This is a genomic window from Streptomyces sp. NPDC015220 (assembly GCF_043079345.1).
Taxonomy (GTDB): Bacteria; Actinomycetota; Actinomycetes; order Streptomycetales; family Streptomycetaceae; genus Streptomyces.
On the sequence record NZ_JBIBUK010000039.1, the window covers coordinates 1 to 24739 of the forward strand.

The 24739-nt window shown below is 72.8% G+C and carries 11 protein-coding genes; all 11 read right to left on the minus strand.

The annotated features are described in order from the left end of the window. Positions 1 to 1550 (minus strand): methyltransferase (locus tag ACF061_RS37925; protein ID WP_392271574.1); only part of this gene is annotated, 1550 nt, incomplete at its 3' end. A gap of 5 nt (positions 1551 to 1555) precedes the next feature. Beyond that, positions 1556 to 7384, minus strand: a complete 5829-nt coding sequence (locus tag ACF061_RS37930) for an SDR family NAD(P)-dependent oxidoreductase (RefSeq protein ID WP_392271575.1) — start codon at positions 7382 to 7384, stop codon at positions 1556 to 1558. Positions 7385 to 7405: 21 nt separating this feature from the next. Further along, positions 7406 to 8233 carry a class I SAM-dependent methyltransferase gene (locus ACF061_RS37935; RefSeq protein WP_392271576.1) on the minus strand — a complete coding sequence of 276 codons (828 nt, stop codon included), beginning with the start codon at positions 8231 to 8233 and terminating at the stop codon, positions 7406 to 7408. Further along, entirely contained in the window at positions 8230 to 9027 is a 798-nt protein-coding gene (locus ACF061_RS37940; protein WP_392271577.1) for an alpha/beta hydrolase, read from the minus strand. Before ACF061_RS37940 ends, ACF061_RS37935 begins: the two co-directional genes overlap by 4 nt. Positions 9028 to 9090: 63 nt before the next feature. Then, positions 9091 to 12555, minus strand: a complete 3465-nt coding sequence (fabD, locus tag ACF061_RS37945) for an ACP S-malonyltransferase (protein WP_392271578.1) — start codon at positions 12553 to 12555, stop codon at positions 9091 to 9093. After that, a complete protein-coding gene (locus ACF061_RS37950; RefSeq protein ID WP_392271579.1) occupies positions 12552 to 16160 on the minus strand; it encodes a beta-ketoacyl synthase N-terminal-like domain-containing protein in 3609 nt (1202 codons plus the stop codon). Before ACF061_RS37950 ends, fabD begins: the two co-directional genes overlap by 4 nt. 52 nt (positions 16161 to 16212) lie before the next feature. Next, the gene (locus ACF061_RS37955) at positions 16213 to 21357 is read right to left on the minus strand and encodes a condensation domain-containing protein (protein WP_392271580.1); all 5145 of its coding nucleotides are present in this window, start codon (positions 21355 to 21357) and stop codon (positions 16213 to 16215) included. Positions 21358 to 21725: 368 nt separating this feature from the next. Further along, positions 21726 to 22121 carry a VOC family protein gene (locus tag ACF061_RS37960; RefSeq protein ID WP_392271581.1) on the minus strand — a complete coding sequence of 132 codons (396 nt, stop codon included), beginning with the start codon at positions 22119 to 22121 and terminating at the stop codon, positions 21726 to 21728. 50 nt (positions 22122 to 22171) lie between these two features. Beyond that, positions 22172 to 23014 (minus strand): ABC transporter permease, encoded by an 843-nt coding sequence (locus tag ACF061_RS37965; protein ID WP_392271582.1) that lies wholly within the window; start codon positions 23012 to 23014, stop codon positions 22172 to 22174. Continuing rightward, positions 23011 to 24063 (minus strand): ABC transporter ATP-binding protein, encoded by a 1053-nt coding sequence (locus tag ACF061_RS37970; RefSeq protein WP_392271583.1) that lies wholly within the window; start codon positions 24061 to 24063, stop codon positions 23011 to 23013. The genes ACF061_RS37965 and ACF061_RS37970 overlap by 4 nt, the downstream gene beginning before the upstream one ends. A gap of 79 nt (positions 24064 to 24142) precedes the next feature. After that, complete coding sequence (locus ACF061_RS37975) at positions 24143 to 24724, minus strand: hypothetical protein (protein WP_392271584.1); 582 nt, start codon at positions 24722 to 24724, stop codon at positions 24143 to 24145. Positions 24725 to 24739: the final 15 nt, after the last annotated feature.

Genomic DNA, 24739 nt, shown 5'->3' on the forward strand with positions numbered 1-24739 from the left:
AGCTCGTCGACCGTCCGGGAACCGGCGAACCGGCCGCTCAGACCGACGATCGCGATGGGCTCCAGGGCGTCGCCGCCGGTCTCTGCCGCGACCTCGGCCGGGGTGACGGTGGCCGTGGCCACCGGTGCCGGCACCGGCTCCGGCACCGGCACCGGAGCGACGGGCTCGGCGAGCGCGGTGATGCCCAACGAGTCGACGAACGCCGCGAGCTGGTCGAGCGTGCCGTGCTCGAACAGCACTGTGGTCGCCAGTTCGGTGCCCAGCACCTCGTTCACCCGCTGCACGAACTGGATCCCCAGGATCGAGTCCAGCCCGTAGTCGCGGAACGCCCGGTCGCCGACGATGGACGTCTCCGGCGTCTGGAGCGTCGCGGCCAGCTCCGCCAGCAGCGCGGCACGGTGGCCCGCGGCGGGCCCGGCCGCCCGGGCCGGGGCGGACGGCTCGGCGGCGGGGGCGGGGGCGGGAGCGGTCGCGGCCGGGCGGGGGGCGGTGGCGTCGGGCAGGATCCCGTCGCTCTCCGCGATCACGATCTGGCCCTCCACCCCGGGGACCTCGGCCGCCGGGAAGAACACCGACCGGAAACCGGCCTCGGACAGCACTTTCTCCCAGGAGGTTGAGGGCAGCGCCGGGCCGGCGGGCATGCGCAGCTCCGGGTCCTCGTGCAGCCACCAGCCCTCCAGCAGGCCGAAGGCGACGTGCGAGAGCATCGAGCTGTCGTTCATCTCGTTGAGGACGAGCAAGCCGCCGGGCCGCAGCAGCGCCTTGGCGTGCGCCACGGCGTCGCGCACCCTTCGGGTGGCGTGCAGCACGTTGGTCGCGAGCACCACGTCGTACGAGGCGGTCTCGACGCCCTGGTCGGCCGGGGGACGCTCGATGTCGAGGATGCCGGTCCGCAGGTACGGCGCGTCGGCGCGGAAGGCCGTCTCGGCCTGCTGCAGGAACGCCCGGGAGAGGTCGGTGAAGCGGTACTCCTCCACCGCGTCCCGGACGTCCGTGAGGGCCCGGAAGACGTCCTCGCTGGTGGAGCCGGTGCCCGCGCCGATCTCCAGCAGCCGGACCCGGGCGGACGGATCCTCGGCGCGGCGGTGCCGGACATAGCTGACGACGGCCTCGGCGACGATCTCGTTGAGGAAGTCGGCCATCGGGTTGCCCCGGTAGACAGGGCGCACCAGCTCGGCGGAGCCGCCGGGGAAGAGCACGTCGGTGGTCAGCTTCTCACCGGCCAGCAGCTGCGGCAGGGCCCGCAGCATCGCCTCGGCGATGACCAGCCGCGGCCGGGTGCTCGCGTCGGCGAGCAGCTCGTCCTTGCGGTGCTCCCACGCGGCCCACGCCTCGGCCGGGGGCTCGGCGTCCAGGGCGAGGCACAGGTCTCTCGAGCGGCGCACCAGGCCCTGCTCCTGCAAGCGGTCGAGGCTCGCCGCGAACCACCGCTCCACGTGCTGGGGCGCGCGGTGACGGGCCGTCACCTCGGATACGACGGTCACCTCGTCGTCGCACCAGCCTGCGGCGCGCAACTGTGCCCAGAGCAGCCTGCCGAGAAGCTCGTCCATCGTGCTCAACGCTCCGTTTCGTTCGTTCCGGCGAGCGGTGCGAAGGACCGCTGCCGCACCACTCCCAGCAGATGCCGCTGCACGGCGGCCAGGGCCGACCTCCCGGCCGGGTCCGCCGCCTCGACGCGCTTCCGTGTTGCCTGTTCGGGCCGTGCCGGGGTCAGGTCCCGCGATGCCGGTGCCGGTGCCGGCGCCGGCGCCGGTGTCCGGTCCGGTCCGGGCAGGGAGGCGCCGGGCCGCCAGTGGCGTTCCTGGGCGAAGGGGTAGGTCGGCAGGCTGAGCCGCCGCGGGGTGCCCTGCGGGTGGAGCAGCCGCCAGTCGACGTCCAGTCCCTTGGCCCACCACTGGAGCAGCGTCGCGAACCGGCCGCGCTCCACCCAGCTCCGGGCGGTGTCCCGCAGGTCGTCGTCCTCGGCGAAGAGCGCCACCACGTCCCGGTGCTCGGCGGTGCGCGCCTGGTGCCAGTCGCCGGGCCGGCCGTCGAGGAACCGTTCGAGCCGGTCGGCGAGTTCGGCCACGGTTCGGACCGCCACGGCCAGCCGGCTCTCCATCGCGTCGCGCCCCTCCTGCAAGGTGTACGCCAGTGCGGCGAGGTCCTGCTCCGGGACGTGCCCGGCCCGGAGGAACTCGAGCAGGTTGCGGGCCTGTTCGTGCAGGCGCTCGTCGGTCCGGGCGGAGAGGACGACCAGGGCCGGCTGCCCGGCCGGCGGGGTGTCCGGGCGGACCGGCCGGTACTCCTCCAGGACCACGTGCGCGTTCGAGCCGCCGATGCTGAACGAGCTCACTCCGGCGCGCCGGGGCAGCGGCTCGCCCGCCGGGCCGGTGAGGACGGGCCAGGGTTCCGCCTTCTCGACCACGCGGAACGGGCCGTCGATCAGGTCGATGTACGGGTTGGCGGGGGTGGCGTGCAGGCTGGGGGCCAGGGTTCCGTGCCGCAACTGGAGCAGCACCTTGATGACGCCCGCGATCCCGGCGGCCAGTTCGAGGTGGCCGATGTTGGTCTTCACCGACCCCAGGGCGATGCTTCCGGTGGGCGCCTCGTGGCCGTCCGCGTCGGCGTACAGCTCCTCGAAGGCGGCTTTGAGCCCGTTGACCTCGATCGGGTCGCCCAGCCTGGTGCCGGTGCCGTGGGTCTCGATGTAGCCGACGGTCCGCGGGTCGAAGCCCGCCTGCCGGTAGACCTTCACCAGCAGGTCTGCCTGGGCGCGGGGGTTCGGGGCGGTGAGCGACTGGGCGCGGCCGCCGTGGTTCTCCCCGGTCGCGCGGATGAGTCCGTAGACGTGGTCGCCGTCCTGCTCGGCCCGGGAGAGCGGCTTGAGGAAGACCATGCCGGCGCCCTCGCCGCGGACGAAGCCGTCGGCGTCCGCGGAGAAGGCGCGGCAGCGCCCGCTGGGAGAGAGCGCGCCCGACTTGCCGAGGCTGGTGTGCAGGCTGGGTTCGATCAGCAGGTTGACGCCGCCGGCTACGGCCGCCGAGCACTCGCCGGAGCGGACCGCGGTGACCGCACGGTGCAGGGCGACCAAGGAACTGGAGCAGGCGGTCTCGATCGGCTGGCTCGGGCCGCGCAGGTCCAGCAGGTAGCTCAGCCGGTTCGGGCCGAGCGAGGGGATGCGTCCGACCGCGGTGTGCCCCTCGACGTCGGCGTCCGGGTCTCCGAGCAGGCCGTAGCCGCTGTCGAGGGTGCCGATGAACACGCCGGTGTCGCTGCCGGCCAGGGAGGACGGCGCGTGGCCGGAGTCCTCGATGGCCGCCCACACACTCTGCAGGAGCAGCCGCTGCTGCGGGTCCATCCGGACGGCCTCGTGCGGCGATATGCCGAAGAAGGCCGGGTCGAACTCGGCCACACCGTCGATCAGTCCCGCCCAGGGGAACGCGGCGTCGGCCCGCTCGCCCCAGCGGTCGGGCAGCCCGGCCTCGACGCAGTCCCGGCCGGCCAGCAGGTTGTCCCAGAGCGCGCGGACGTCGCGGGCCTTGGGGAAGACTCCGCTGATCCCGACGATCGCCACCGGGTCGTCCGCGGTGTCCGGCATCGGCGACGCGGCGATCCGGACGGGAGTCGGCGTGCCCGTCGGCGCGGCCGGCCGCACGGGAGTCGGCACGGCCGTCGGCCCGGCCGGCGCCTTGAGCCCGTTCGCGAGCTCGGGGTACGCCGTGCCGAGGTACTCCGCCAGCCGGCCGAGCGTGCTGTGCTCGAAGAGGACCGGTGGGGTGAGGTCGATGCCGTACCGGGCGTTGATCCGGTTGGTGAAGTCGGTCAGGGTGATCGAGTCGAACCCGTAGTCGTGCAGCTCCGTGTCGGCGTCGAGCTCCGCCGGCCGGACCCGGATCAGGGCGGCCGCGAGGTCCGTGAGCTCCGCCCGGACCTCCGGCCGGACGGCGCCCGCCCGGTGTCCTCGCGGGGGCTGCGGCGCGGACCCGGCGGGGGCCGTCAGCAGGGCGCGCAGCCGGCCGGGCTCGCCGGCGACCACGAGCACCTGGCTGTGGCCGGCGGCCAGCGCCCCGTGCAGGGCGCGCAGTCCGGCCCGGGTGGTCATCGGTTCGAGGCCGTGGGAGCGGTTCAGGGCGGCCAGGGTGGCCGCGTCGACGCCCATGCCGCCGTCGGCCCACAGCGGCCAGTCGATCGCCACGGTCCGTCCGCGCCGCTCGCCCCGGGCCACCTGCTCGGCCCGCCGGTCGGCGAACCGGGCCAGGAAGCCGTTCGCGGCGGCGTAGTCCGCCTGGCCGACGTTGCCGAGGGAGCCGGTGACCGAGGAGAACAGCACGAAGAAGTCGAGCGGAAGGTCCCGGGTGGCCTCGTCGAGATGGCGCGCCCCGGCGACCTTGGGCGCCAGGACCGCGGCCACGTCGGCTGCGGTCTTGGTGGCCAGGTAGCCATCCCGCAGCACACCCGCCGCGTGCACCACGCCGTCGATCCGCCCGTGCTCGGCGAGGACCTCGGCCACCAGCCGCGCCGTGGCGGCCCGGTCGGTGACGTCGGCCCGGCGGTACTCCACGCGCACGCCCTCGGCCGCCGGGACGGGCGCCGAGGGCGAGCGCCCGGTGAGCACGACCGCGGCCCCGTCCGTGTGCCGCGCGATGTCGGCGACGAGCAGGCGGCCGAGGCCGCCGGCCCCGCCGGTGATCAGGTACACCCCGTCGGTGCGCCACGGGGCGGCGGGCTCCGGCGCGGCGAGTTCGGCCCAGCGGGCGCCGCGCAGCCCGGCCCGGTCCGCCCGGACCCGGGTGGCGCCGCTCAACCGCCGTGCCTTATCGAGGAGTTCGCGGGTCTCCCGAGGGCCGGCGTCAGCCGGGAGCGCGACCTCCTGGCCGCGGATGCCCGGGTACTCCCGGCCCGCTGTGAGCAGCAGGCCGAGCAGCCCGGCGGTCAGGGCGCCGTCGGCGACGGCGAGTTGGACGAACAGCGGTCCGGGGGTGCGCGAGCGGAGCTCGTCGAGAAGCCGGACGGCGTCCTCCTCGTACGCGCCGGTCAGCCTCAGGCACGGGAGGCCCGGTACGGCCGGGACGCGCTCGTCCAGGATCACCAGCCGCTCCGTGTCGTCCGGCGCGGCGTCCTGCGGCCAGTCCTGCCATGCGTGGGCCAGCAGCAGGACGGAGTCCGAGCCGCCGGCGCCGGTGTGGCCGCGCTCCCCGGTCTCCTCGGCGCCGGTGTCCGCCACGGGGGTGAACCAGTAGCGCTCGCCGTGGAACGGGTAGGCGGGCAGCGGCACCGTGCGGTGCGGCTTGCCCTGCCACCAGGACGCCCAGTCGACGTCGTCACCGCGGCGGTAGGCGCGCGCGAGCGCGGCGGCGTCGCCCGCGGGCTCGGCTTCTGCCGGCTCGGCCCCGGCCTCCAACGCCCTCAGCGCTTGCACGAGTTCGTGCACACTGCGCGTCACCACGGCATGCCGGTGCGGCAGGTGGGCCCGGCCGAGGGCCAGCGTGGCGGCGACGTCCTGGAGCCGCAGCTCCCCGGCGTCGCGGCTCAGCCGGACGGCGAGCCGGCTCACCTGGCGGCGCAGCGCCTCGGGCGTCCTGGCCGACAGCGGCACCGGGTAGGCGGCTTCCGGCTCGCCGGTCGTCTGGGCCCGGGCGGGCGGTTCCTCCACCACGATGTGGCAGTTGGTGCCGCTGAAGCCGAAGGAGCTGACCCCGGCGCGGCGCGGATGGTCCGCGGGCGGCTCCCAGTCCCGCAGCTCGGTGTTGACGTAGAACGGGCTTCCGGCGAGGTCGAGGTGCCGGTTGAGTCGGCGCACGTGCAGCGTGGGCGGGATCTTCCGGTGCCGCAGAGCCAGCAGCACCTTGAGGAGTCCGGCCACGCCCGCGCTCATGATCGAGTGGCCGAGGTTGCCCTTGTGCGAGCCGAGCCCGCAGTAACCGCTCCGGTCGGTGTGCTCGCGGAACGCCTCGGTGAGCGCCCGGACCTCGATCGGATCGCCGAGCTTGGTCCCGGTGCCGTGCGCCTCGACGTAGCCGACAGTGTCCGGGGCGACGCCGGCCGCGGCGTACGCCTGGTGCAGCAGCGCCCGCTGCGAGCGGCTGCTCGGCGCGGTGATGCCCTTGGTGCGTCCGTCCTGGTTCATGGCCGAGCCCTTGATCACGCCGTGGATGTGGTCTCCGTCGGCCAGCGCGGCGGCGAGGCTCTTGAGTACGACGACGCCGACGCCCTCGCCGATCACGATGCCGTCGGCGTCGTCGTCGAAGGTCTTGCAGCGGCCGTCCGGCGACAGCATGTTCGTCTTCGAGGCCAGCACCTGGAACTCGGGCGAGCTGAGCACGAACACGCCGCCGGCCAGGGCGAGTTCACTCTCACCGCGGCGGATGCTCTCGCAGGCGAGGTGGATCGCGACCAGGGAGGCGGAGCAGGCGGTGTCGATGGTCAGGCTGGGGCCGGTCAGGTTGAGGGCGTACGAGATCCGGGCTGCCAGGATGGCCATGTCCGTGCCGAGGAAAACCTGCGCGCCCGCCCCGCCGGCCCGCACCGCCCGGTCCAGGTAGTCCGAGCCGCGGGCGCCCACGTACACCCCGACCCGCCGTCCGGCCAGCGTGTCGACGGCGATGCCGCCGTCCTCGAACGCGCGGTAGGACTCCTCCAGGAACAGCCGCTGCTGCGGGTCCATGTGCTCGGCCTCGGCAGGCGAGATGCCGAAGAACCGCGGGTCGAACCGGTCGTGGTCGTCGAGCAGTCCGGCCCACTTGCTGATCGACCGGTCCGGGCGCTGCGGGTCGGGGTCGTAGAAGGCCTCCAGCGGCCAGCCCGGCCGGTCGATCTCGCGGACCGCGGTGCGGCCTTCGCGCAGCAGCTCCCACAGCTCGTCGAGGTCGCGGGCGCCGGGGAAACGCCCGGACATCCCGATGACCGCGATGTCGCCGACGTCCCCGGCCACCGGGCCTGCGTCCTTCGCGTCGGCGTACGCCGGGTCGGCGTGCGAGAGGACGACGTCCCCGGCCTCCTCGGTGTCCCCGGCCTCCTCGGTGTCCCCGGCCTCCTCGGTGTCCCCGGCCTCCTCGGTGTCCTTGGCCTCCTCGGTGTCCCCGGCCTCCTCGGTGTCCTCGGCCTCCTCGGCGTCGGCGCCGTCCCGGCCGGACAGGTCGCCGAGCCGGTCACCGTGCTCCTCCAGGACGAACCGGGCCAGCTCTCGCACGTCCTGGTGGTCGAACACCACCTCGACGCCGAGGTCCAGGCCGAGGTCGGCGTTGGCCCGGTCCACGACCTCCACCGACATCAGTGAGTTGACGCCCAGGTCGACGAAGCTGCCGTCGAGGGCGTCGGCGGTCGCTTCAGTTCCCTCCTCGCGGAGTACGGCGGCGAGGACGGCCTTGAGTCGCCGCTCGATGGCGTCAAGGGCTCGGTTCATCCCTGTGGGTCCCTTTCGCACTTACTTCTCGCCGGCCGACAGATACATCTGGCGCAGGATCGCGTGCTTGTCGTCTCGCATCAGTTCCCGCCAGGATCGGGCGATCTCGCCCAGGGCCTTGCTGCTCAGGTAGCCGTCCCGGACCAGCTTGGTGGGGATGCCGACACCCTCGGACCCGAGGAAGCTCTTGCTGCCCACGATGTCGCTGTGCGCGCTGACCACCGTGAAGGTGACCGCCGACAGACCGCCGCTGCGCAGGATGCCCGGCAGCTCGCGGCCGATCGTCGGGTTGCCGCCTTGGTCGGCCCGAGAGCGGCAGTAGGCGCCGTACAGCTCCGACAGCGCCGGAATGTGCGGGGAGGTCATCAGGTGCATCTCGAAGTCGTTGTCGACGAACACCGCCCGGCCGCCCGGCTTGAGGATCCGGGCGACCTCGCGGACCGCCGCCACCGGGTCGGGCAGGTGCTCCAGAACCAGCCGGGTGAGGGCGAAGTCATAGGTGTCCGAAGGCAGTCCGGTGTCCGTGATCGATCCCTCGACGATGTCGAGGCGGTCGCCGAAGGGGGGCGACAGCCGGTCGTCGGCCACCTTGACCAGCAGCGGGTCGATCTCGACGGCGGTGATCCGGATCTCGGGCAGCAGGTTGAGGATCCTCTCGGTGGTGAAGCCCGGGCCGCTGCCCAGCTCGACCATCGAGATGCCGTCGCGCAGCCCGTTCGCGAGGTAGTGCCGGGACTCGTCCGGCCAGAACAGGTCCACCTGGGCGCTCAGCCGCTCGATCTCGCGCTCGGCGCTGCCGGCGATGGTGGTCACCTGATAGGAGCCGCGGGGCTTCGTCACATCGGTCATTTCCGGGCCTCCTCCGCGTCGCCCAGGGTCTTGAGGAAGTCGAGGGTGCGGTCCGCGACGCGGCGCCACCGCGGGTCGAGCATCGAGACGTGGCCGACGCCGTCCAGCAGCACCGGCTGGGTGCCGTACGTCTTGGCGGTGGCCTGCACCGACCTGGCCGAGACCACCCGGTCGGCGGTGGAGCCCAGCACCAGCAGCGGCACCCGCACGGCCGGGGCGCCGCTCAGCACGCGTTTGTTCACCGCGTAGTTGACCTTGTCCGACTCGGGCTGCAGCCGGGCGGCGACGGCGGTCCGCTCCGCCTCGGGGAGCGCGTCGGAGTAGAACAGCCGGGTCGGGAACTCGCCGGTGCCGCGGTTGAACGCCCGCAGCCCGCGCAGCTCGCGGAAATGACGGAACATCAGGCGCAGCGACTCGGGGCCGAGCCCGGCCGGTGGGACGGAGTTCAGCAGCACCAGGCCGGCGAGCAGCTCCGGGTGCTCGCGGGCCACCAGCTGCGCCACGGCGCCGCCCATGGAGTGCCCGACCAGCACCGGGGTGCCCTTGATCTGTCCGGCTGCCTCGACCACGTCGGCCACGTAGTCGGCCAGGGTCAGTTCGTGCAGCCGCTCACGGCCGGGGCTGTTGCCGTGACCGCGCAGGCTCACCGCGTGGCAGTCGTGGCCGCGCTCGGCGAAGTACGGCATGAAGTGCTCGTCCCAGCACCACGCCCCGTGGTAGGAGCCGTGCACGAAGAGCAGCGGCACCTCGGTGGCGTCGGTGGTGGACGGACGGTGGATGACTTCCAGCGACACGGATCTCGCTCACAATCTCTTCGGCGGGCGGGGAGGTCCCGGGTGGCTCGGCGTCCGGGGTGCTCAGCGGACGGCGGGCTCCCGGTCCTGCGGGGCGAGGCGATCGGAGCCGGATTCGTCGCGGCGGCCGAACAGGTCGGCGAAGCGGCCGTTGACGAGCTCGGCCGTGGCGGCCATCAGCCGCAGGCCGATCTCGTCCGCGTGCCGGTTGCGCCAGCTCTCCAGGTCGGTGCCCTTGACCCACTGGTTGAAGGTGCCGAGGGCGGGCCCGCAGTGGATCTGGTAGTCGACCCGGTGCTCGGGGTCGCCCTCCAGCGCGGCACGGGTCGAGTGCGCGAAGTACCACTTGAACACCAGCGCCATCCGGTACTTGGGGTTGCGTTCGGCCTTCTGGATCTCCGTGGCCGGCTGGTGGGCGCGGACCTCCTTCCAGACCTGGTCGAAGTCACGGTGGAAGTACTTGTCCTGGATCATGCGCAGTGTCTTGTCGTCGATGGCGTCGAGCGACTCGAAGTGCTTGTAGAGCTGGTACAGACGGTTGGACCGGCCGGGGAAGAACGTGCCCCGCTGGAGCACCTGGACCTGCGCCCCGATCTCGAACATGTCGCCCGCCGGGGCGTAGGCGGTGTCCTGCACACCGGCGTTCTGGAGCATGTCCTTGACCGCGTCGCTGGTCCCGGCCTCCACCGTGCACTGGTTGACGGAGCCGGTGAGCACGAAGGCCGCGCCGAGGACGAAGGCGGCGGCCGCGGCGGCCGGGTTGCCGATGCCGCCCGCGGCACCGACCCGGATCCGCTGCGAGTAGCCGTACGTTCCGGCCAGCTCGTCGCGCAGGGCGATGATGGCCGGGAGCAGCGCGACGAGGACGCCTCGGTCGGTGTGGCCGCCCGAGTCGGCCTCGACGCAGAGGTCGTCGGCCATCGGCACCTCGCGCAGCAGCTCCGCCTCCTGGCGGGTGAGGACGCCGGCGGCGACCATCCGGGCGACCAGGTCCTCGGGCGCCGGGGCGAGGAACACCCGCGCCACCTCGGGCCGGGACAGCTTGGCGATGATCCGGTTGGCGCCCGTCACCCGGCCGTCCGGGCCGCGGCGCAGCCCCTTGGCGCGGTAGCGGACGAGGGCCGGGGTGATGCCCATGTAGGCCGACGCCTCGACGACGCGCACGCCGTACCGCAGATAGAGGTCGACGGCGGCCTCCTCCGCCTCCGGGTGGGCGGGGCTGTGGATGAGGTTCATCCCGTACGGCTCGCCGCCCGGGAGCTCGCGCTGGATCCGGCGTATCGCGTCCTCGATGCCCTCCGGGCGGACCATGGCGGTGCCGAAGAAGCCCAGCATGCCCGCCCGGCCCATGCGGACGACGAGGTCCACCGAGGCGATGCCGCGGTACATGGCGCCGGCGAGGTAGGCGTGGGTGAGGCCGTAGTCGCGGCGGAAGTCCGGGTCGCCGAGCGAGCGGGCGGTGACGGCCATCGGCCACAGCGGCAGCTCGGGCTCGGCCTGCCCCGACGGCTTTGCCGACCGGACCGCCTCGGGCGCCGGGGCGGCGGTCACAGCGGCGGCCGGGGCGGTCACGGCGGACGCGGCAGCACCCGGGGCAACCACAGCGGGCACAGCGGTAGCCGGGGCAGACGCAGCGGGCGCAGCGGCCGCAGCCACGGCAGGAGCCGGGGCGACCGGCTCCGCTGTCGCCTGCGGGCCCGCCTCGTCGCGGATCTTGCGGACCAGCTTGGTGAGCACCGTGCCGGGCCCGACCTCGACGAAGTCGACCTCGCCCCGGCCCAGCAGGTAGCGGATCGTGTCGTTCCACTCGACCACGTGGGTGATCTGCTCGGCGAGGCCGTCGGCGATCCCGCCCTCGCGATGCGGGCGGCCCGACACGTTCGACAGCACCGGAATCTCCGGCGTGCGGAAGACGGCCTCGCGCAGCAGTGGCGCGAACCGCTCCCGGGTGCCGGCCATCAGCCGGGAGTGGAAGGCGCCGCTCACGCTGAGCGGGACGTAGTGCTGGGCGCCGCCCTTGACGAAGGCCTCGCGGGCCGCCGGGATGTCGGCCTTGGGCCCGGCGACCACGACCTGGTGGGGCGAGTTGTGGTTGGCGACGTCGATGGCCGTCAGCCCCTCACGGCGCAGCAGGTCGCGCACCTCCTCGACGGTCAGGCCGATCACCGCGGCCATTCCGCCGTCCTCGGCCTCGCTCATCAGTTCGCCGCGCCGTTTGACCAGGCGCAGGCCCGTCTCGAAGTCGACCGCGCCGGCGGCGAACAGCGCGCTGTACTCACCGAGGCTGTGGCCGGCGACGAAGTCGGGGCGCACCCCGGTGTCGGCGACCCGCTTGAGGTGGCTGAGGGCGTTCACCACGTACAGCGCGGGCTGGGTGAAGCGGGTGTCGCCCAGCTCCCGGCGCGGGTCCTCGACGCAGAGCTCCCGGATCGAGTAGCCGAGGACCCGGTCGGCCGTGGCCGTGAGGTCGGGGAACTCCTCGAAGAGCCCGGCACCCATGCCCTTGAACTGGGAGCCCTGTCCTGGGAACAGAAAAACGGTCATGGTGCCTTCTCCGTGGGTGGTCGGGCGGGCCCGGCGGCGCTGCGCCACGGCGGCGGCGGTCGCGTCGGCGAGCCGCTCCCGGTCCTGCATGAAGGGCGTCAGGAGCGGGTGGCACTCCGCGTCGGCGCGGTTGCGGCGCAGGAAGGTGGCGAGTGTGCCGCCGGGGCTCAGGTCGAGGTGGACCGGGTCGCCCGCGGCCGCGAGGGTGCGGACCGCGGCGGGGAAGTCGATCGGCCGACGGACGACGTTCCAGAAGTAGTCCGCGTCGAGCCGCTCCGGCCTGCTGCCGTCGACGCCGGAGACCAGCGGGATCCGGGGCGCGGCGGGCCGAAGGCCGCGGAAGAGGTCGCGGTGGCCTTCGGCGAGCAGGTCGATGTGGGAGGAGTGGAAGGCGTGCGGCACCGGAAGGACCTCGGTGGGGGTGCCCCGTCCGGTGAGCTCGGCCCTGAGTTCGGTGATCCGGGCCACGGTGCCGGACACCACGAAGTGTTCCGGGTAGTTGACCGAGGCGAGTTCGGTGCCGGCGAAGACCGGGTCGTGCTCGAACGAGGCGACGTCGCTCAGGACGGCGAGCATCCGGCCGGGCGGCCCCGACCGCTCGCAGAGCTGCGCCTGCCGGACGACGGTGCTCAGCACGTCCTCGATCGGCAGCACTCCCGCCACGGCCGCCGCCGCGAACTCGCCGAGGCTGCTTCCCCCCACGTAGTCCGGCTCGACGCCGCGCGAGCGCAGTAGCCGGGCCAGCGAGTACTCGACCATGACGATCGCCGGGTGGGTGAACAGCAGCCGGTCGAACGGGTCCCCGACGCCCCGGTCGGCGCCGTAGACCTGCCCGACGACCGTGACGCCGGCCAGTTTCTGCACCACCTCGTCCAGTTCGCGCATGGAGTCGCGGAACACCGGCTCGTGGTCGAACAGCGGGCGCCCCATGCCGTGGTACTGGGAGCCCTGGCCGCCGAACAGGAAGGCGATGGGGCGTGTCATATCGCCCCTTCGATGTAGTCGGCCAGCTGCGCCACGGTGGGCATGCCGTACAGGTAGTAGAGGTCCAGCTCGACCCCGTGCGCCTTGCGCACCTCGGCGGCCAGCTCGACGCCGAGCAGCGAGTGGCCGCCCAGCTCGAAGAAGCTGTCCTCGGCACCGACCTTCTCGACCCCGAGGACGCGTGCGAACAGCTCGGCCAGGGCCTGCTGGGTCGGGCCGCTGGGGGCCACGTAGGCGGTCTCCAGCTCCGGGCGCGGGTGCGCGCCGGAGAGCTGGTCGGCGCCCTGGTCGGTGCGGCCGGTCGATCCGATCCACTTGCGGTAGCGAGCGGCGAAGTCGGTCGCGGAGATGTCGACCTCGACGGCGCCGGTCACCGCGAAGGCCAGCTCGAAGCAGCGCAGGCCCTCCTCCGTGGTGAGCACGGAGGGTTTGACCCGGTCGAACAGGGCGACCGGCAGGTACTGGCTGATGCCGACCCACTCGATGGTCCAGGAGTCCCAGGCCTGCACCGTCCACGCCTGTTCGGTCTCCCGGGCGCGCATGGTGGCGTACGCCTTGGCGTAGTTGCCGACGGTCGCGATGTGGAAGAAGCCGTCTCCGCCGAGGACCGATCCGAGCGAGTTGGTCATGATCCGGAAGTCCAGCTCGCGGTCGGCGAACATCCGGTCGAGCAGGACGAGGCTCGCGCCGACCGAGGAGAAGTGCCGGCGCCAGTCCTCGACCGTGGCCGCGCGGATGGTGTTGACCCGCTTGGCGTTGGACGCGCCCGGGGCGTGGACCAGGCCGTGCACCCGGCCGTGGCGCTTCTCGACGTCGGCGCGCAGCGCGTCGTTCCGCGCCGCGTCCCTGGCCAGGTTGCCGAGCCAGTGCCCACCGAGCCCGATCAGCTCGCGGGCCTTGCGCACCCGGGCGGCGATCGGGTCGTCCTCGGGGTGCTCGGCCAGCCAGGAGTCCCACTGGTCCTCGGCGGGGAAGTCCGACTCCTCCAGGAGCAGCAGGCGGCCGCCCCGGTCTCGCACGATGTGTTCGGCGATCAGCGAGCCGATGCCCTCCAGTCCGCCGAAGACCAGGTAGGTGCGGCCCTCGCGCAGCCCGGTCGGCCGGGGTGCGTCCGCCTCCACCCTGACCGGCTCGTAGCCGCGCACGTACCGCTTGCCCGACCGGTAGGCGCTGAACAGATCGCCGGTGTCGTGGCGGACCTCGGCGAGCAGCTGGGCGACCCGGCGGTCGGTGTCGGCGTCGCCTGACAGGTCGACCACCCGGGAGACGATGTGACCGTACGTCTGCTGGAGCACCAGACAGGCGCCGCCGACGGTGGCGGCGTGCACGTCGAGGTCCTCGGCGCCGGTGACGTCGAAGACGTCCTCGGTCACCGCGGTGAAGGTGAGCGGCCGCTCGACGGACAGCGCGTCGAGGGCCTGGGCGAACCGCAGGATCGGGAAGAGGACGGACTCCTGCTCGGCGAGCAGCGCGTCCCGGTCGAGCCGGTGCGGCTGCTCGGCGCGGCGGCGCAGCGGCCAGCAGTACAGGACGCCGTCGGGCAGTCGGTCCCGGCTGCGCAGCTCGGTCAGCAGGGCGGTGTAGCCCTCCTCGTCGGCGGGGTCCAGCAGGAACGAGCCGTCCTCGCGCCGCTCGTAGCGGCTGCCGGCCGTCACCGTCACGACCTCGTCGTCCGCCGCCAGGGCCGCGGCCGCGCCTGCCCCGACGCCCCGCTCGTCAGCGAACACCAGCCAGGTGCGGCCCCCGGTCGCGGGGACGGTGAAGGGCAGCGGACGCTGTTTGAACACCGGGAGAGAGAACCAGTCGCCCATGTCCGGCAGCTTGGTGAAGTAGGCCGCGTCGTCGAGCCCGGAGGCCTCGGGCACGATCTCCGGTTCGTACCAGTGGCGACGGTGCTCGAAGGGGTAGGTGGGCAGCGGCACGCGGTGTGCGGAGCCGGTGGGCCACCGCGACTGCCAGTCGACGTCCTCGCCGGCCAGCCATGCGGCCAGTCCGTCCGGCCCGGCGGTGTCGCCGGGGCCGAGCAGGGCCTCCGGATCGGCCTCGGCGAGGGCGCGCGCGGCGCTGCCGACGGATCTGGCGAGCAGCGCCCGCCGGACCCGGAAGTGCCGGCGCCCGCACTGCAGGGTGTGGGCCACGTCGGCCAGGGACAGTTCCGGGTGGGCGGCCAGGTGGCGGGCCAGCGCGCCGGTGGCCTGCTCCAGGGCGGATTCCGAGCGCGCCGACAGCAGCAGGACCTGCTCGCCGTCAGGGACGGCGGCGACCGGGGCGGCGGCCGGCGCCTCCTCCAGCACGATGTGGCAGTTGGTGCCGCCGATGCCCATCGAGCTGACCCCGGCGCGGCGCGGCGTCGGCCCCTCGGGCCAGGGGGTGAGCCCGGTCTGCACGTAGAACGGGCTGGTGGCGAAGTCGATCTCCGGGTTGGGCTCGGTGAAGTTCAGGCTCGGCGGCACCTCCTGGTGGTGCAGGGCCAGCACGGACTTGATGAACCCGGCGATGCCCGCCGCGGCGTTGAGGTGGCCGATGTTGGTCTTCACCGAGCCGATCGGGCAGTAGCCGACCCGGTCGGTCCCGGTACGGAAGGCGTTGGTGAGGGCGGCGATCTCGATCGGGTCGCCGAGCGCGGTGCCGGTGCCGTGCGCCTCGACGTAGCCGATCTCGTCCGGGGAGACGCCGGCCTCGGCCAGCGCCTCCACGATGACCCGGCTCTGCCCCTCGACGCTCGGCGCGGTGTAACCGACCTTCGACGAGCCGTCGTTGTTGACGGCCGTGCCCTTGACGACGGCGTACACGTGGTCGCCCTCGGCGATGGCGGCCGACAGCCGCTTGAGTACGACGACGCCGCAGCCGTCGCCCCACACCGTGCCCCGGGCCTGGGCGTCGAAGGCCCGGCAGTGGCCGTCCGGCGACTGGATGCCGTCCTTGACGTACCGGTAGCCGTGGTCGTTGGGCACCACGATCGACACGCCGCCGACCAGGGCCATGTCGCTCTCCCCGAGCAGCAGGCTCTGTCTGGCCAGGTGGATGGCGACCAGCGAGGTGGAGCAGGCGGTGTTGACGTTGATGCTCGGCCCGGTCAGGTTCAGCTTGTAGGAGACCCGCGAGGGCAGGAAGTCCTTGTCGTTGCCGATCAGCATCTGCTCGACGCTGGTGGACCGCCAGAACGAGGCGTTGCGGCCCAGCACCTCCAGCACGTAGGAGTTCATGCCGAGCCCGGCGAAGACCCCGATGTCGCCGTCGTAGCGGCCGGGGTCGTACCCCGCGTCCTCCAGCGCCGCCCAGGCGCACTCCAGGAACAGGCGGTGCTGCGGGTCGGTGGCCCGGGCCTCCTTGGGGTTGATGCCGAAGAAGTCGGCGTCGAAGCCCGTGATGTCGTCCAGGGTGGACGCCGCCTTGACGTAGTCCGGGTCCCGCAGGTCGGCCGCGGGCACGCCGCGGGCGAGCAGCTCCGCGTCGGTGAAGAACCGCACCGAGGAGACGCCGTCGCGCAGGTTGCGCCAGAACTCGGCGACGTTCGCGGCGCCCGGGAAGGCGCCGGACATCCCGATGACGGCGATGTCCAGGTCGATCGGGGCGTGCTCGGACGCCGTCGGCTGCACGGTCACGGATGGAGCTCCTGTCGGTCCAGGCGGTCTTGACGGGTCTGGGCGGGACAGCTCACGCCGGTGCCGCCAGCCGGGCGACGGCCGCTCGCCGTGCCCGGCCCTTGCGCCGGCTGCGCTCGTACGACGGGCCGGTGGCGGCCGCGGCGAGATGCCGGGTCAGGGAGTCCACGGTCGGGTGCTGGAACAGTGCGACGCTCGGTACCTCGCGGCCCAGGGCCTCACGCAGGCGCAGCGAGACCTGCACCAGCAGCACGGAGTGACCCCCGAGGTCGAAGAAGTTGTCGTGCGGGTCGAGGTCGTCGACGCCGAGCAGCTCCCGGTAGGCGGTCTCGACCGCGGCCCGGACCGCGGCCTCGGCGAGCGGAGCCCCGCCCGGGGCGGGGACCGGCTCCGCGGATCCGGGCTCCGCGGTGACCGGCTCGACGACCGGCGGCTCGGCGACCGCGCCGGCCCGGCCCACCGGCAGGCCGGGGTCCTCGCAGACCGCGGTGAGCAGGGCCTCGTAGCGGTCCGCGACGGACGCCATCGTCTCCCGATCGAACAGCGCCGGGTTGTGGAGCAGCAGCAGCGTGTAGACGCCGTCCGTCCGGACGACCTCCAGCGTCAGGTCGAACATGCCGGCCTGGTGCACGCCGAGCATCGGCTCCAGCGGGAGGGCGGGCGCGTCCCGCGGCGCGGTGGCGGGGAGCTTGAGCCAGTTCTGGAACACGAAGGAGGACTGCACCGTGCCGCCCTCGCGGCCGAGTTCGGAGACCGGGTAGTCGCCGTGCTCGAAGGCCCCGTACACCTCGGTCCGGACCTGGGCCGCCAGTTCCGAGAAGGACTCCGTCCCCGCGACCCGGGTGCGGATCGGCACCTGGTTCACGAAGTACCCGATGGTGTCCTGGAACCGGGGCTCGGGCCGGCCGTGCAACGGGGTGCCGACCATCAGGTCGGAGCGGCCGGTCCACTGGTGCAGCAGCGCGGTGTAGGCGCTGAACATCACCACGAACGGGGAGGCGCCCAGGTCGGCGCCGAGGTCGCGGACCCGGTCGGTGAGCTCGGCTGGAAGCCGTCGCTCGAAGACCGCACCCCGGAAGCGGGCCGCCTCGGTGCGCGGCCGGTCGAGCGGCAGCCCGAGCTCGGCGGGTGCGCCGGCCAGTCGGTCGCGCCAGTAGGCACGGGCGGCGGCGCCCCGGTCATCCTCCAGGAAGCGACGCTGCCAGTCGACGAACTGCGCGTAGGAACCGGCGGGTTGCGGCAGCGGCACCGGCTCGCCGCGGACCTCGCCGGTGTACAGCGCGGCGAGTTCGCGCAGCAGGACCAGCAGCGACGTGCCGTCGAAGACGATGTGGTGCAGGGTGACCACGAGGACGTGCTCGTCCGGCGCGAGCGAGAGCAGGTGGCACCGGAGCAGCGGTCCCTCGGTGAGGTCGAAGGGCGCGCGACCCCGTTCGGCCACCAGGCTCAGCAGCTCGTCGTCGGTGCGCGGACCGGTCTGTTCGACGGTGCATGACACCGCGGCGGTGGGACGGACCGTCTGGACCGGCTCGTGGCCCGCCACGTCGATCGTGGTGCGCAGCGCGGGATGCCGCTCGACGAGTCGGCGCAGCGCCGCCTCCAGGGCGTCCGGCCGGACCTCGCCGCTGACCCGGAAGGCGTGCGGCAGGTGGTAGGCGGAGTTCCCGGGCGCCAGCCGCTCCAGGGACCAGAGCACCTTCTGCGCCGCGGACAGCGGGAACGGTGCCTGATCGCCGGGCGCTTCCGACGGCTCGGGCCGCGCGTCGGGCCGCTCGGCGGCCGCTCGGTGTTCAGCGACGACGAGGGCGGCCAGGTCCTCGACCGTGCCGCTCTCGAAGACGGCCCGGGGCGCGAGGTCCACGCCGTAGCTCTGCAGGATGGCCGTACGCAGGGCGACGGCGTTGATCGAGTCGAAGCCGTACCGGATCAGCGACTCGCCGGTCTCGATCCGCTCGGCGGGCACCGCGAGGATGCCGGAGAGCCAGGCCACGACCGATTCGACGACTCCGGCCTCGGTCACCTCCGCCTGCGCCGGGGCCGAAGGCTCCGCCACCGGCTCCGGGCGGACGGGTGACGCCGGTCCGGCCGCCGGGCCCGGCTGGGCGGTCTCGGGGACCCAGTAGCGCTCGCGCGCGAACGGGTAGGCGGGCAGCGGCACCCGGCGGTGGCCGCCGCCGCGGAACAGCTCCTCGTAGTCGAGGTCGTAGCCCTGCGCGTACAGGTCGGCGACCACCTGAAGGTGCTCGACGACCTCGGCCTCCTCGGTGCCCGCCGCCGCCTCGCGCAGGCTCTGCTCGCCGACCCGGCGCAGCGCGGGCCGCTGTTCGCGGCGGTCGCGCGGGGTGGCGTCGGAGACGTGGGCGGCCGGGTGCCGGCCGTGGTCGAGCCATTCACGCAGCACCTGGGCGAGCTCGGTCACGTCCCGGACGACGCAGGCGAGCCGGTGCCGGTGGTGGCGCCGGCCGGTCAGCAGGGTGAAGCCGACGTCGGCGAGGTCGAGGTCCGGGCGGGCCTCGCACGCGGCGAGCAGCCGATCCGCCTGTCGGCGTACCTGCTCGGCGCTCTGGGCGGAGAGCACCACCAGCTGGGCCGGGCGGACCGGCCGCACCCGGGTGGTGGCGGGCGCCTCCTCGATGACCAGGTGCGCGTTGGTGCCGCTCAGTCCGAAGGAGCTGACCGCGGCGGTGCGCGGGCCGTTGTCCGGCGCCGTCCACGGCACGGGCCGGGTGTTGAGGTAGAAGGGGCCCTTGTCGAGGTCGATCGCCGGGTTGGCGCGCTCGAAGTTCACCGACGGCGGGATCGTCCTGTGCCTCAGGGCCAGTAGCACCCGCAGGACGCCGGCCACGCCGGCGGCGGAGGTGGTGTGCCCGATGTTGCTCTTGACCGAGCCGATCGCGCAGTACGAGGTGCGGTCGGTGTAGGCGGCGAACGCCTTGGTGAGCGCCTGGAACTCGATCGGGTCGCCGAGCGGCGTGGCGCTGCCGTGCGCCTCCACCATGCCGATCCGGGCCGGGTCGATGCCGAAGCGGTCGTAGACCTGGCGTTCCAGCCGTTCCTGCGAGCGGGCGCTCGGGGCGGTGATGCCGTTGGTGGCGCCGTCCTGGTTGGTGCCCCAGCCGCGGATCACGCCGTGGACGTGGTCGCCGTCGGCGACGGCGTCCTCGTACCGCTTGAGCACCACGACGCCGACGCCCTCGCCCGGGGCGAAGCCGTTGGCGCGGTGGTCGAAGGAGTAGCAGCGCCCGTCCGGGGAGAGCATGCCCGCCTGGCCGGCGCCGAGCAGGAAACCGGGTGTGGAGGTGACGTACACGCCGCCGGCGAGGGCCATGTCGGTCTCGCCGGTGCTGAGGCTCTGGCAGGCCAGCTGGATGGCGACCAGCGAACTGGAGCAGGCGGTGTCGACGGTCAGCGCCGGTCCCTGCAGGTCGAGCAGGTACGAGATGCGGGCGGAGAGCGCGGACGGCGCGTTGCCCCACATGGCCTGGGCGGGCGGGTTGACGCCGCACAGCATCTGGTAGTCGCCGCCGTTGAAGCCCGCGTACACGCCGCAGGCCCGGCCCTCGACGCTCCGGCCGGCGTGGCCGGCGTCCTCCAGGGCGGTCCAGCACTCCTCCAGGAACAGCCGCTGCTGCGGGTCCATGTAGGTGGCCTCGAGGCCGGAGATGCCGAAGAACTGGGGGTCGAAGAGGTCGATGTCGTCGAGCAGGCCGGCGCGGGTGGTGTAGCCGTGCGGGGATTCGGGGAAGCGGGAGTAGAAGTCGGTGAGGTCCCAGCGGGTCACCTCGTCGACGAGGCACTCGCCCGCGACGAGGTGCTCCCACAGTTGGTCCACGTCGGCGGAGCGGGGGAAGCGCCCGCTGACGCCGATCACGGCGATCCCGCCGGTCGGGGCGGCCGAGGACGAGCCGGCACGTGGCCTCACGTCGGAAACGGCTGCCACGGCGTCGGTCGGCCGGGCCTCGGGCCGTTCGGGCTCGCGTGGGGCGAACGTCGCGGTGACCGTCTCGGCGGCGCTCGCGAGGATGTGTGTCGTCAGTTTCTCGACGGAGCTGTGGTCGAAGAGCACCGTCGAGTCGAGCGCCGTGCCCAGTTCCTGGTTGATCCGGTGCAGAAGCTCGACCCCGGTCAGCGAGTTGATGCCGAAGTCGGCGAACGGCGCGTCCAGCTCGACCTGTTCGGGCCGCAGGCCGAGCGCGCTGCCGAGGGCGTCGATGACGGTGTCCCGCACGTGCGGTGCGAGCGCCGCCTCGGAGGTCGCGCGGGGTGCGGCCCGTGTCGGGGCCGGGGCGGCCTCGACCCGGCGGCGTTCCGGCTGGGTGGTCCGGCGGACCAAGCCGTCGCTCTCGGCGACGATGACGTGCCGGTCGGCGTCCGTCACCGGGCCGGTGGGTATGTAGACGCCCGGGAAGCCCTCGGTGTCCAGCAGGGCGCGCCACCGGGCGAGGTCCGGGCGCGGCCGGCCGGGCGGCAGCCCGTGGACCAGGTGCTCGAACACGGCCGGGCGGGCCGGTTCGTCGAGCACCAGCAGGCCGTGGCGCTTGAGCGCGCCCTTGGCCGCGCGCAGGGCTTCCCGTACGTCGGGCGCGGCGCCGAGCACCCCACGCGCCACGACGACGTCGTAGCCGCCGGGTTGCTCTGTGGCGAGGTGGTGCGGCTCCTCGAGCACGTACTCGGCCGCTTGCCGGTGCTTCGCCAGCCGGTCCCGCAGTTCCGGGGTGCCGGGCGCCGGCGCGAGTTCCAGGACGCGGATGGGCAGCGGCCCGGGCAGGTCGGTCCGCGCGTCGACGTAGGCCTCGACCAGGTCGGCCACCACGGCGGCCGTGTGCGGGGGCGCCGGTGCGACGAGCGGGCGGACGGCGTGCTCGGGCAGGACGTCGGCGACGGCGAGCCGGCCTGCCAGGATGTCCGGCAGGGCGCGGAGCACGGTGGCGGCCGTGGACAGCCGGGGCAGGTCACCGGCGTGGCGTTCGTCGGCCGCGATCCGTGTCCAGGTCTGCTCGAAGTCCTCCTCCTGACCGGCCGTCAGGCCGGAGTCGGCGACCAACTGCCTGCTCCGGGCCAGCCAGTCGCGGACGGCCGTCGGATCGGCCGCACCGGTCTCGCTCTCGGGAAGTGGCAATGCGGACAGGCGCGCGGCCAGCAGCCGCAGCAGCGGCCGGTCGGCCTCGCCCGAAAGCGATATCGGAATAACAGACATCCTGCCAACACCCCACAAGTCGGCCAATGACGCCCCGCCGTCCATGCCCCGTCCAGGACGGAACAACTCTGAGAATTCGGCGACGCTAAAGGAAGGGCGTGACGAAAGTCCGTCGTCCCCCGTGATGTTGTACGCGCACGACGTCACTCAAGGACATCGCCGGTCTGAACCCCCGTCTTAAGATCCCCCGTTGACCGGTCGTTGAACGACCCGTGTGCCAGCATATACAAATTGCAGCGGGGGATCCATGCCCAATTCGAACGTGTCGCGACGGTCGCCGACCGCGCGTGAATACAGGCGGAAGGCAGGGCCGGCCGGGCCACCGGGGGCCACAGGCCTCCCGGGAGCCACAGCCGTCAAGGACCGGTTCAGACGGCCTCGGGGTCCATCTGCCGCAGCTCGATGAAGTTGTCCTCGGTGTCGCGGCAGTAGGCCACCCAACCCACGCCGGGGATGGTGACCTTGGGCGACACCAACGAGCCGCCGTTGGCGACCACCGCGGCCATGTCGTCGTCGATGGCGCTGGACTCGATGCCGCACATGAAGCCGTTGAGCAGCTGGCTGTCGACCTTCGCGTGCCGCTTCATCAGCGTGCCGGGCAGGCCCGGCTCGTCCTCGGTGCCGGTCTCGATGAGGTAGAACTCTTCGCTGCCGCCCCACTCACCGCCCCACTTCTCGATGTGCCAGCCGAACACCTTCTGGTAGAAGTCGACGGCCCGCAGGACGTCGTCCGCCTGGATGGTGAAATACACGATCCGTGCCATTGCTCTGACTCCCTGAATATCTGCCAGTTGTCGAGAGGTATCTGTTCGCGTCAGTGGATCGCGCGGCTCTTGAAGCTGCGCAGGCCGAGCGTGAAAAAGAGCCCGGCAAAGCCGATCAGGCCGACCAGCACCCACCCAATGGCGAGTGAAGGCGTGTGGGCGCCGCTGCCGCTGAGCGGCACCATCGCGTAGCGCAGTCCCTCCGCCGAGTACGTCAGCGGGTTGAACAGCGTGACGACCCGGAAGACCGGGAGCGAATGCAGCGAGGCCCAGGGGTACTGGAGGCACCCGGTGAAGAGCATCGGCGTGAACACCGCGGCGAAGGCCAGGGCGATGTGTTCCGACGGCACGACGGTGCCGATGACCAGACCCACCGCGGCACCGAGGACGGCGGTGAGCACAATGATGCCGATCATCAGCGGGATCGATCCGGACTGCACCAGGTACTCGTCGCCGAGGATCCAGTAGGCGAGCGGGAAGAGGATCGCCGCACTGATCAGCCCGCGCAGCGTAGCGAAGATGACCTTCTCCAGCACGATCGCGCCGACCGAGGTCGGGGCGAGCAGCCGGTCGTCGATCTCCCGGGTGAAGCCGAGGTCGAGCGAGAGCGGGAGCATGATGCCCTGCACCGCGGCGAGGAACACCGTCAGCGTGACGATGCCCGGCAGCAGCAGGCCGCCGTAACCCGGGACCGCGATACCGATCTTGGGCAGCACCACGCCGAAGACGTAGAGGTACAGCAATGGCTGCATGAACGCCTGGATGAGGAACCCGACGAAGCCGCGCGCCGTGACCAGGATGTCCCGGCGCAGGATGGCCCAGAACGCGGTCATCGCGAGCTTCGTGGTGCCCCCCTGGGGCGGGCGGTTCGTCGTGGTGACGGCGGCGGTCACGGGCGGAGGTTCCTTCCGGTCAGGTGGATGAAGACGTCTTCGAGGCTCGGGGACGACAGCCGCAGGTCGCGGACCTGGGCGTTCTCCTCGCCGACCGCCTGGATGACGGCGGGGAGGAGCGCGGCGGCGTCGTCGGAGAACAGCCGGAACCGGGCGACGCCTGACTCGCCGTCACCGTCCGCCGCGAGCGGCTCGACCTGCTTGGCGCCGAGCGTCCGGAGCCTGCGCAGCAGGTCGGCGGCCGGCCCCTCGGCCGGGGCGGTGCCGTCGGCGCCTTCCGCCGCGTCGGTGGCGACCGGGGCGGCGCCGCCGGGCAGGGCCGCGTGCAGCTCCAGCAGGCCGCCACCAGGGATGATCTTCTTCAGCTCGTCCGGGGTGTCCAGCACCAGGACCTTGCCGTGGTCGACCACCGCCACGCGGTCGCAGAGTTGCTCCGCCTCGTGCATGTCGTGGGTGGTGAGGACGATCGTCACGCCACGGGCGTTGAGCTCGCGGATGCGGTCCCACAGGAAGTGCCGCGACTGCGGGTCGAGGTTGTTGGTGGGCTCGTCGAGGAAGAGCACCTCCGGGTCGTGCATGAGGGCCCGGGCCAGCATCAGGCGCTGGGCCATGCCGCCGGAGTAGCGCGGCACCTTCTCGTTCGCCCGCTCGGCCAGCCCCAGCTCGGTGAGCAGCCGGTCGGCACGCGCCTCGCGCTCGGTCTTCGGCACCCCGTGGTAGGCCGCGTGGTAGGTCAGCACCTCACGGGCTCTCAGGCTGCGGTCCAGGTTGTTGATCTGCGGCATCACCGCGATCCGAGGCTTGACCCGCAGCGAGTCGGCGATGTCGACGCCGGCGATGCGGATCGTCCCCGAGGAGGGCCGCACGGCGGTGGTGAGGACGCCGACGATAGTCGTCTTGCCGGCGCCGTTGGGCCCGAGCAGGCCGAATATCTCGCCCCGCCGGATGGTGAGGGAGACCCCGTCGACAGCGTTCCCCTCCGCCTTGGGATAGGTCTTGACCAGGTCTTCCACTTCCACCGCGAAATCGCCTTGCACTACTGCCTCCACATGCTCTCCTTGAGCCGACGGCGCCGTGAGCGGCGGCTGGGCACGCTGACGTGCCCGGCCCTCGCACCGGATCGGTTGGTCACTTGACGACGGTGAACACGGCCTCGGCGTGCTCACGGATGTAGCCCGAGATTCGGTCGAGCGAGTCGGGCCGGCCCGCGCGGTACCGCGCGTCCAGCGCGCTCATGGTCTCCTTGTCGAGGAGCGCCAGCAGACGGCTCGCCCGCTCCCAGTCCCAGCCCTCCACCGCCTTCCCCTGCTCGCGCTCCTCCTGCTCCAGCAGGGCGCCGGCGCGCGCGAGTTCGGCCTGCCAGTCGCGGACCAGCGCGAGCAGGTCGTCGTCGCCGAGCCGTTCCAGGCTCTGGTTCAGCAGCGTGAAGAAGTCCGCGTCCACCACGCGGTGCGGCATCTCCTCGCAGAAGCCGGTGATCGCGTTGGAGCCGTGGTAGTGGAGCACCCAGTAACCGAACAGGGCCGCCCGGACGTCGTCGAGGCCGCGTACGACCTCCTGACTGCCGCTCACCGGGGCCATCGCGATCTGGCGGATGATCAGTGTCATCGAATGGGCGAGCAGCGCTCCGGTGGGCAGGGTGGCCAGGTCGGACTCGGTGATCGCGGGCAACGGTACGTTACCGACGTCGTGGGGGCCGTTGGGCGTCATGTGATCCTTCAACTC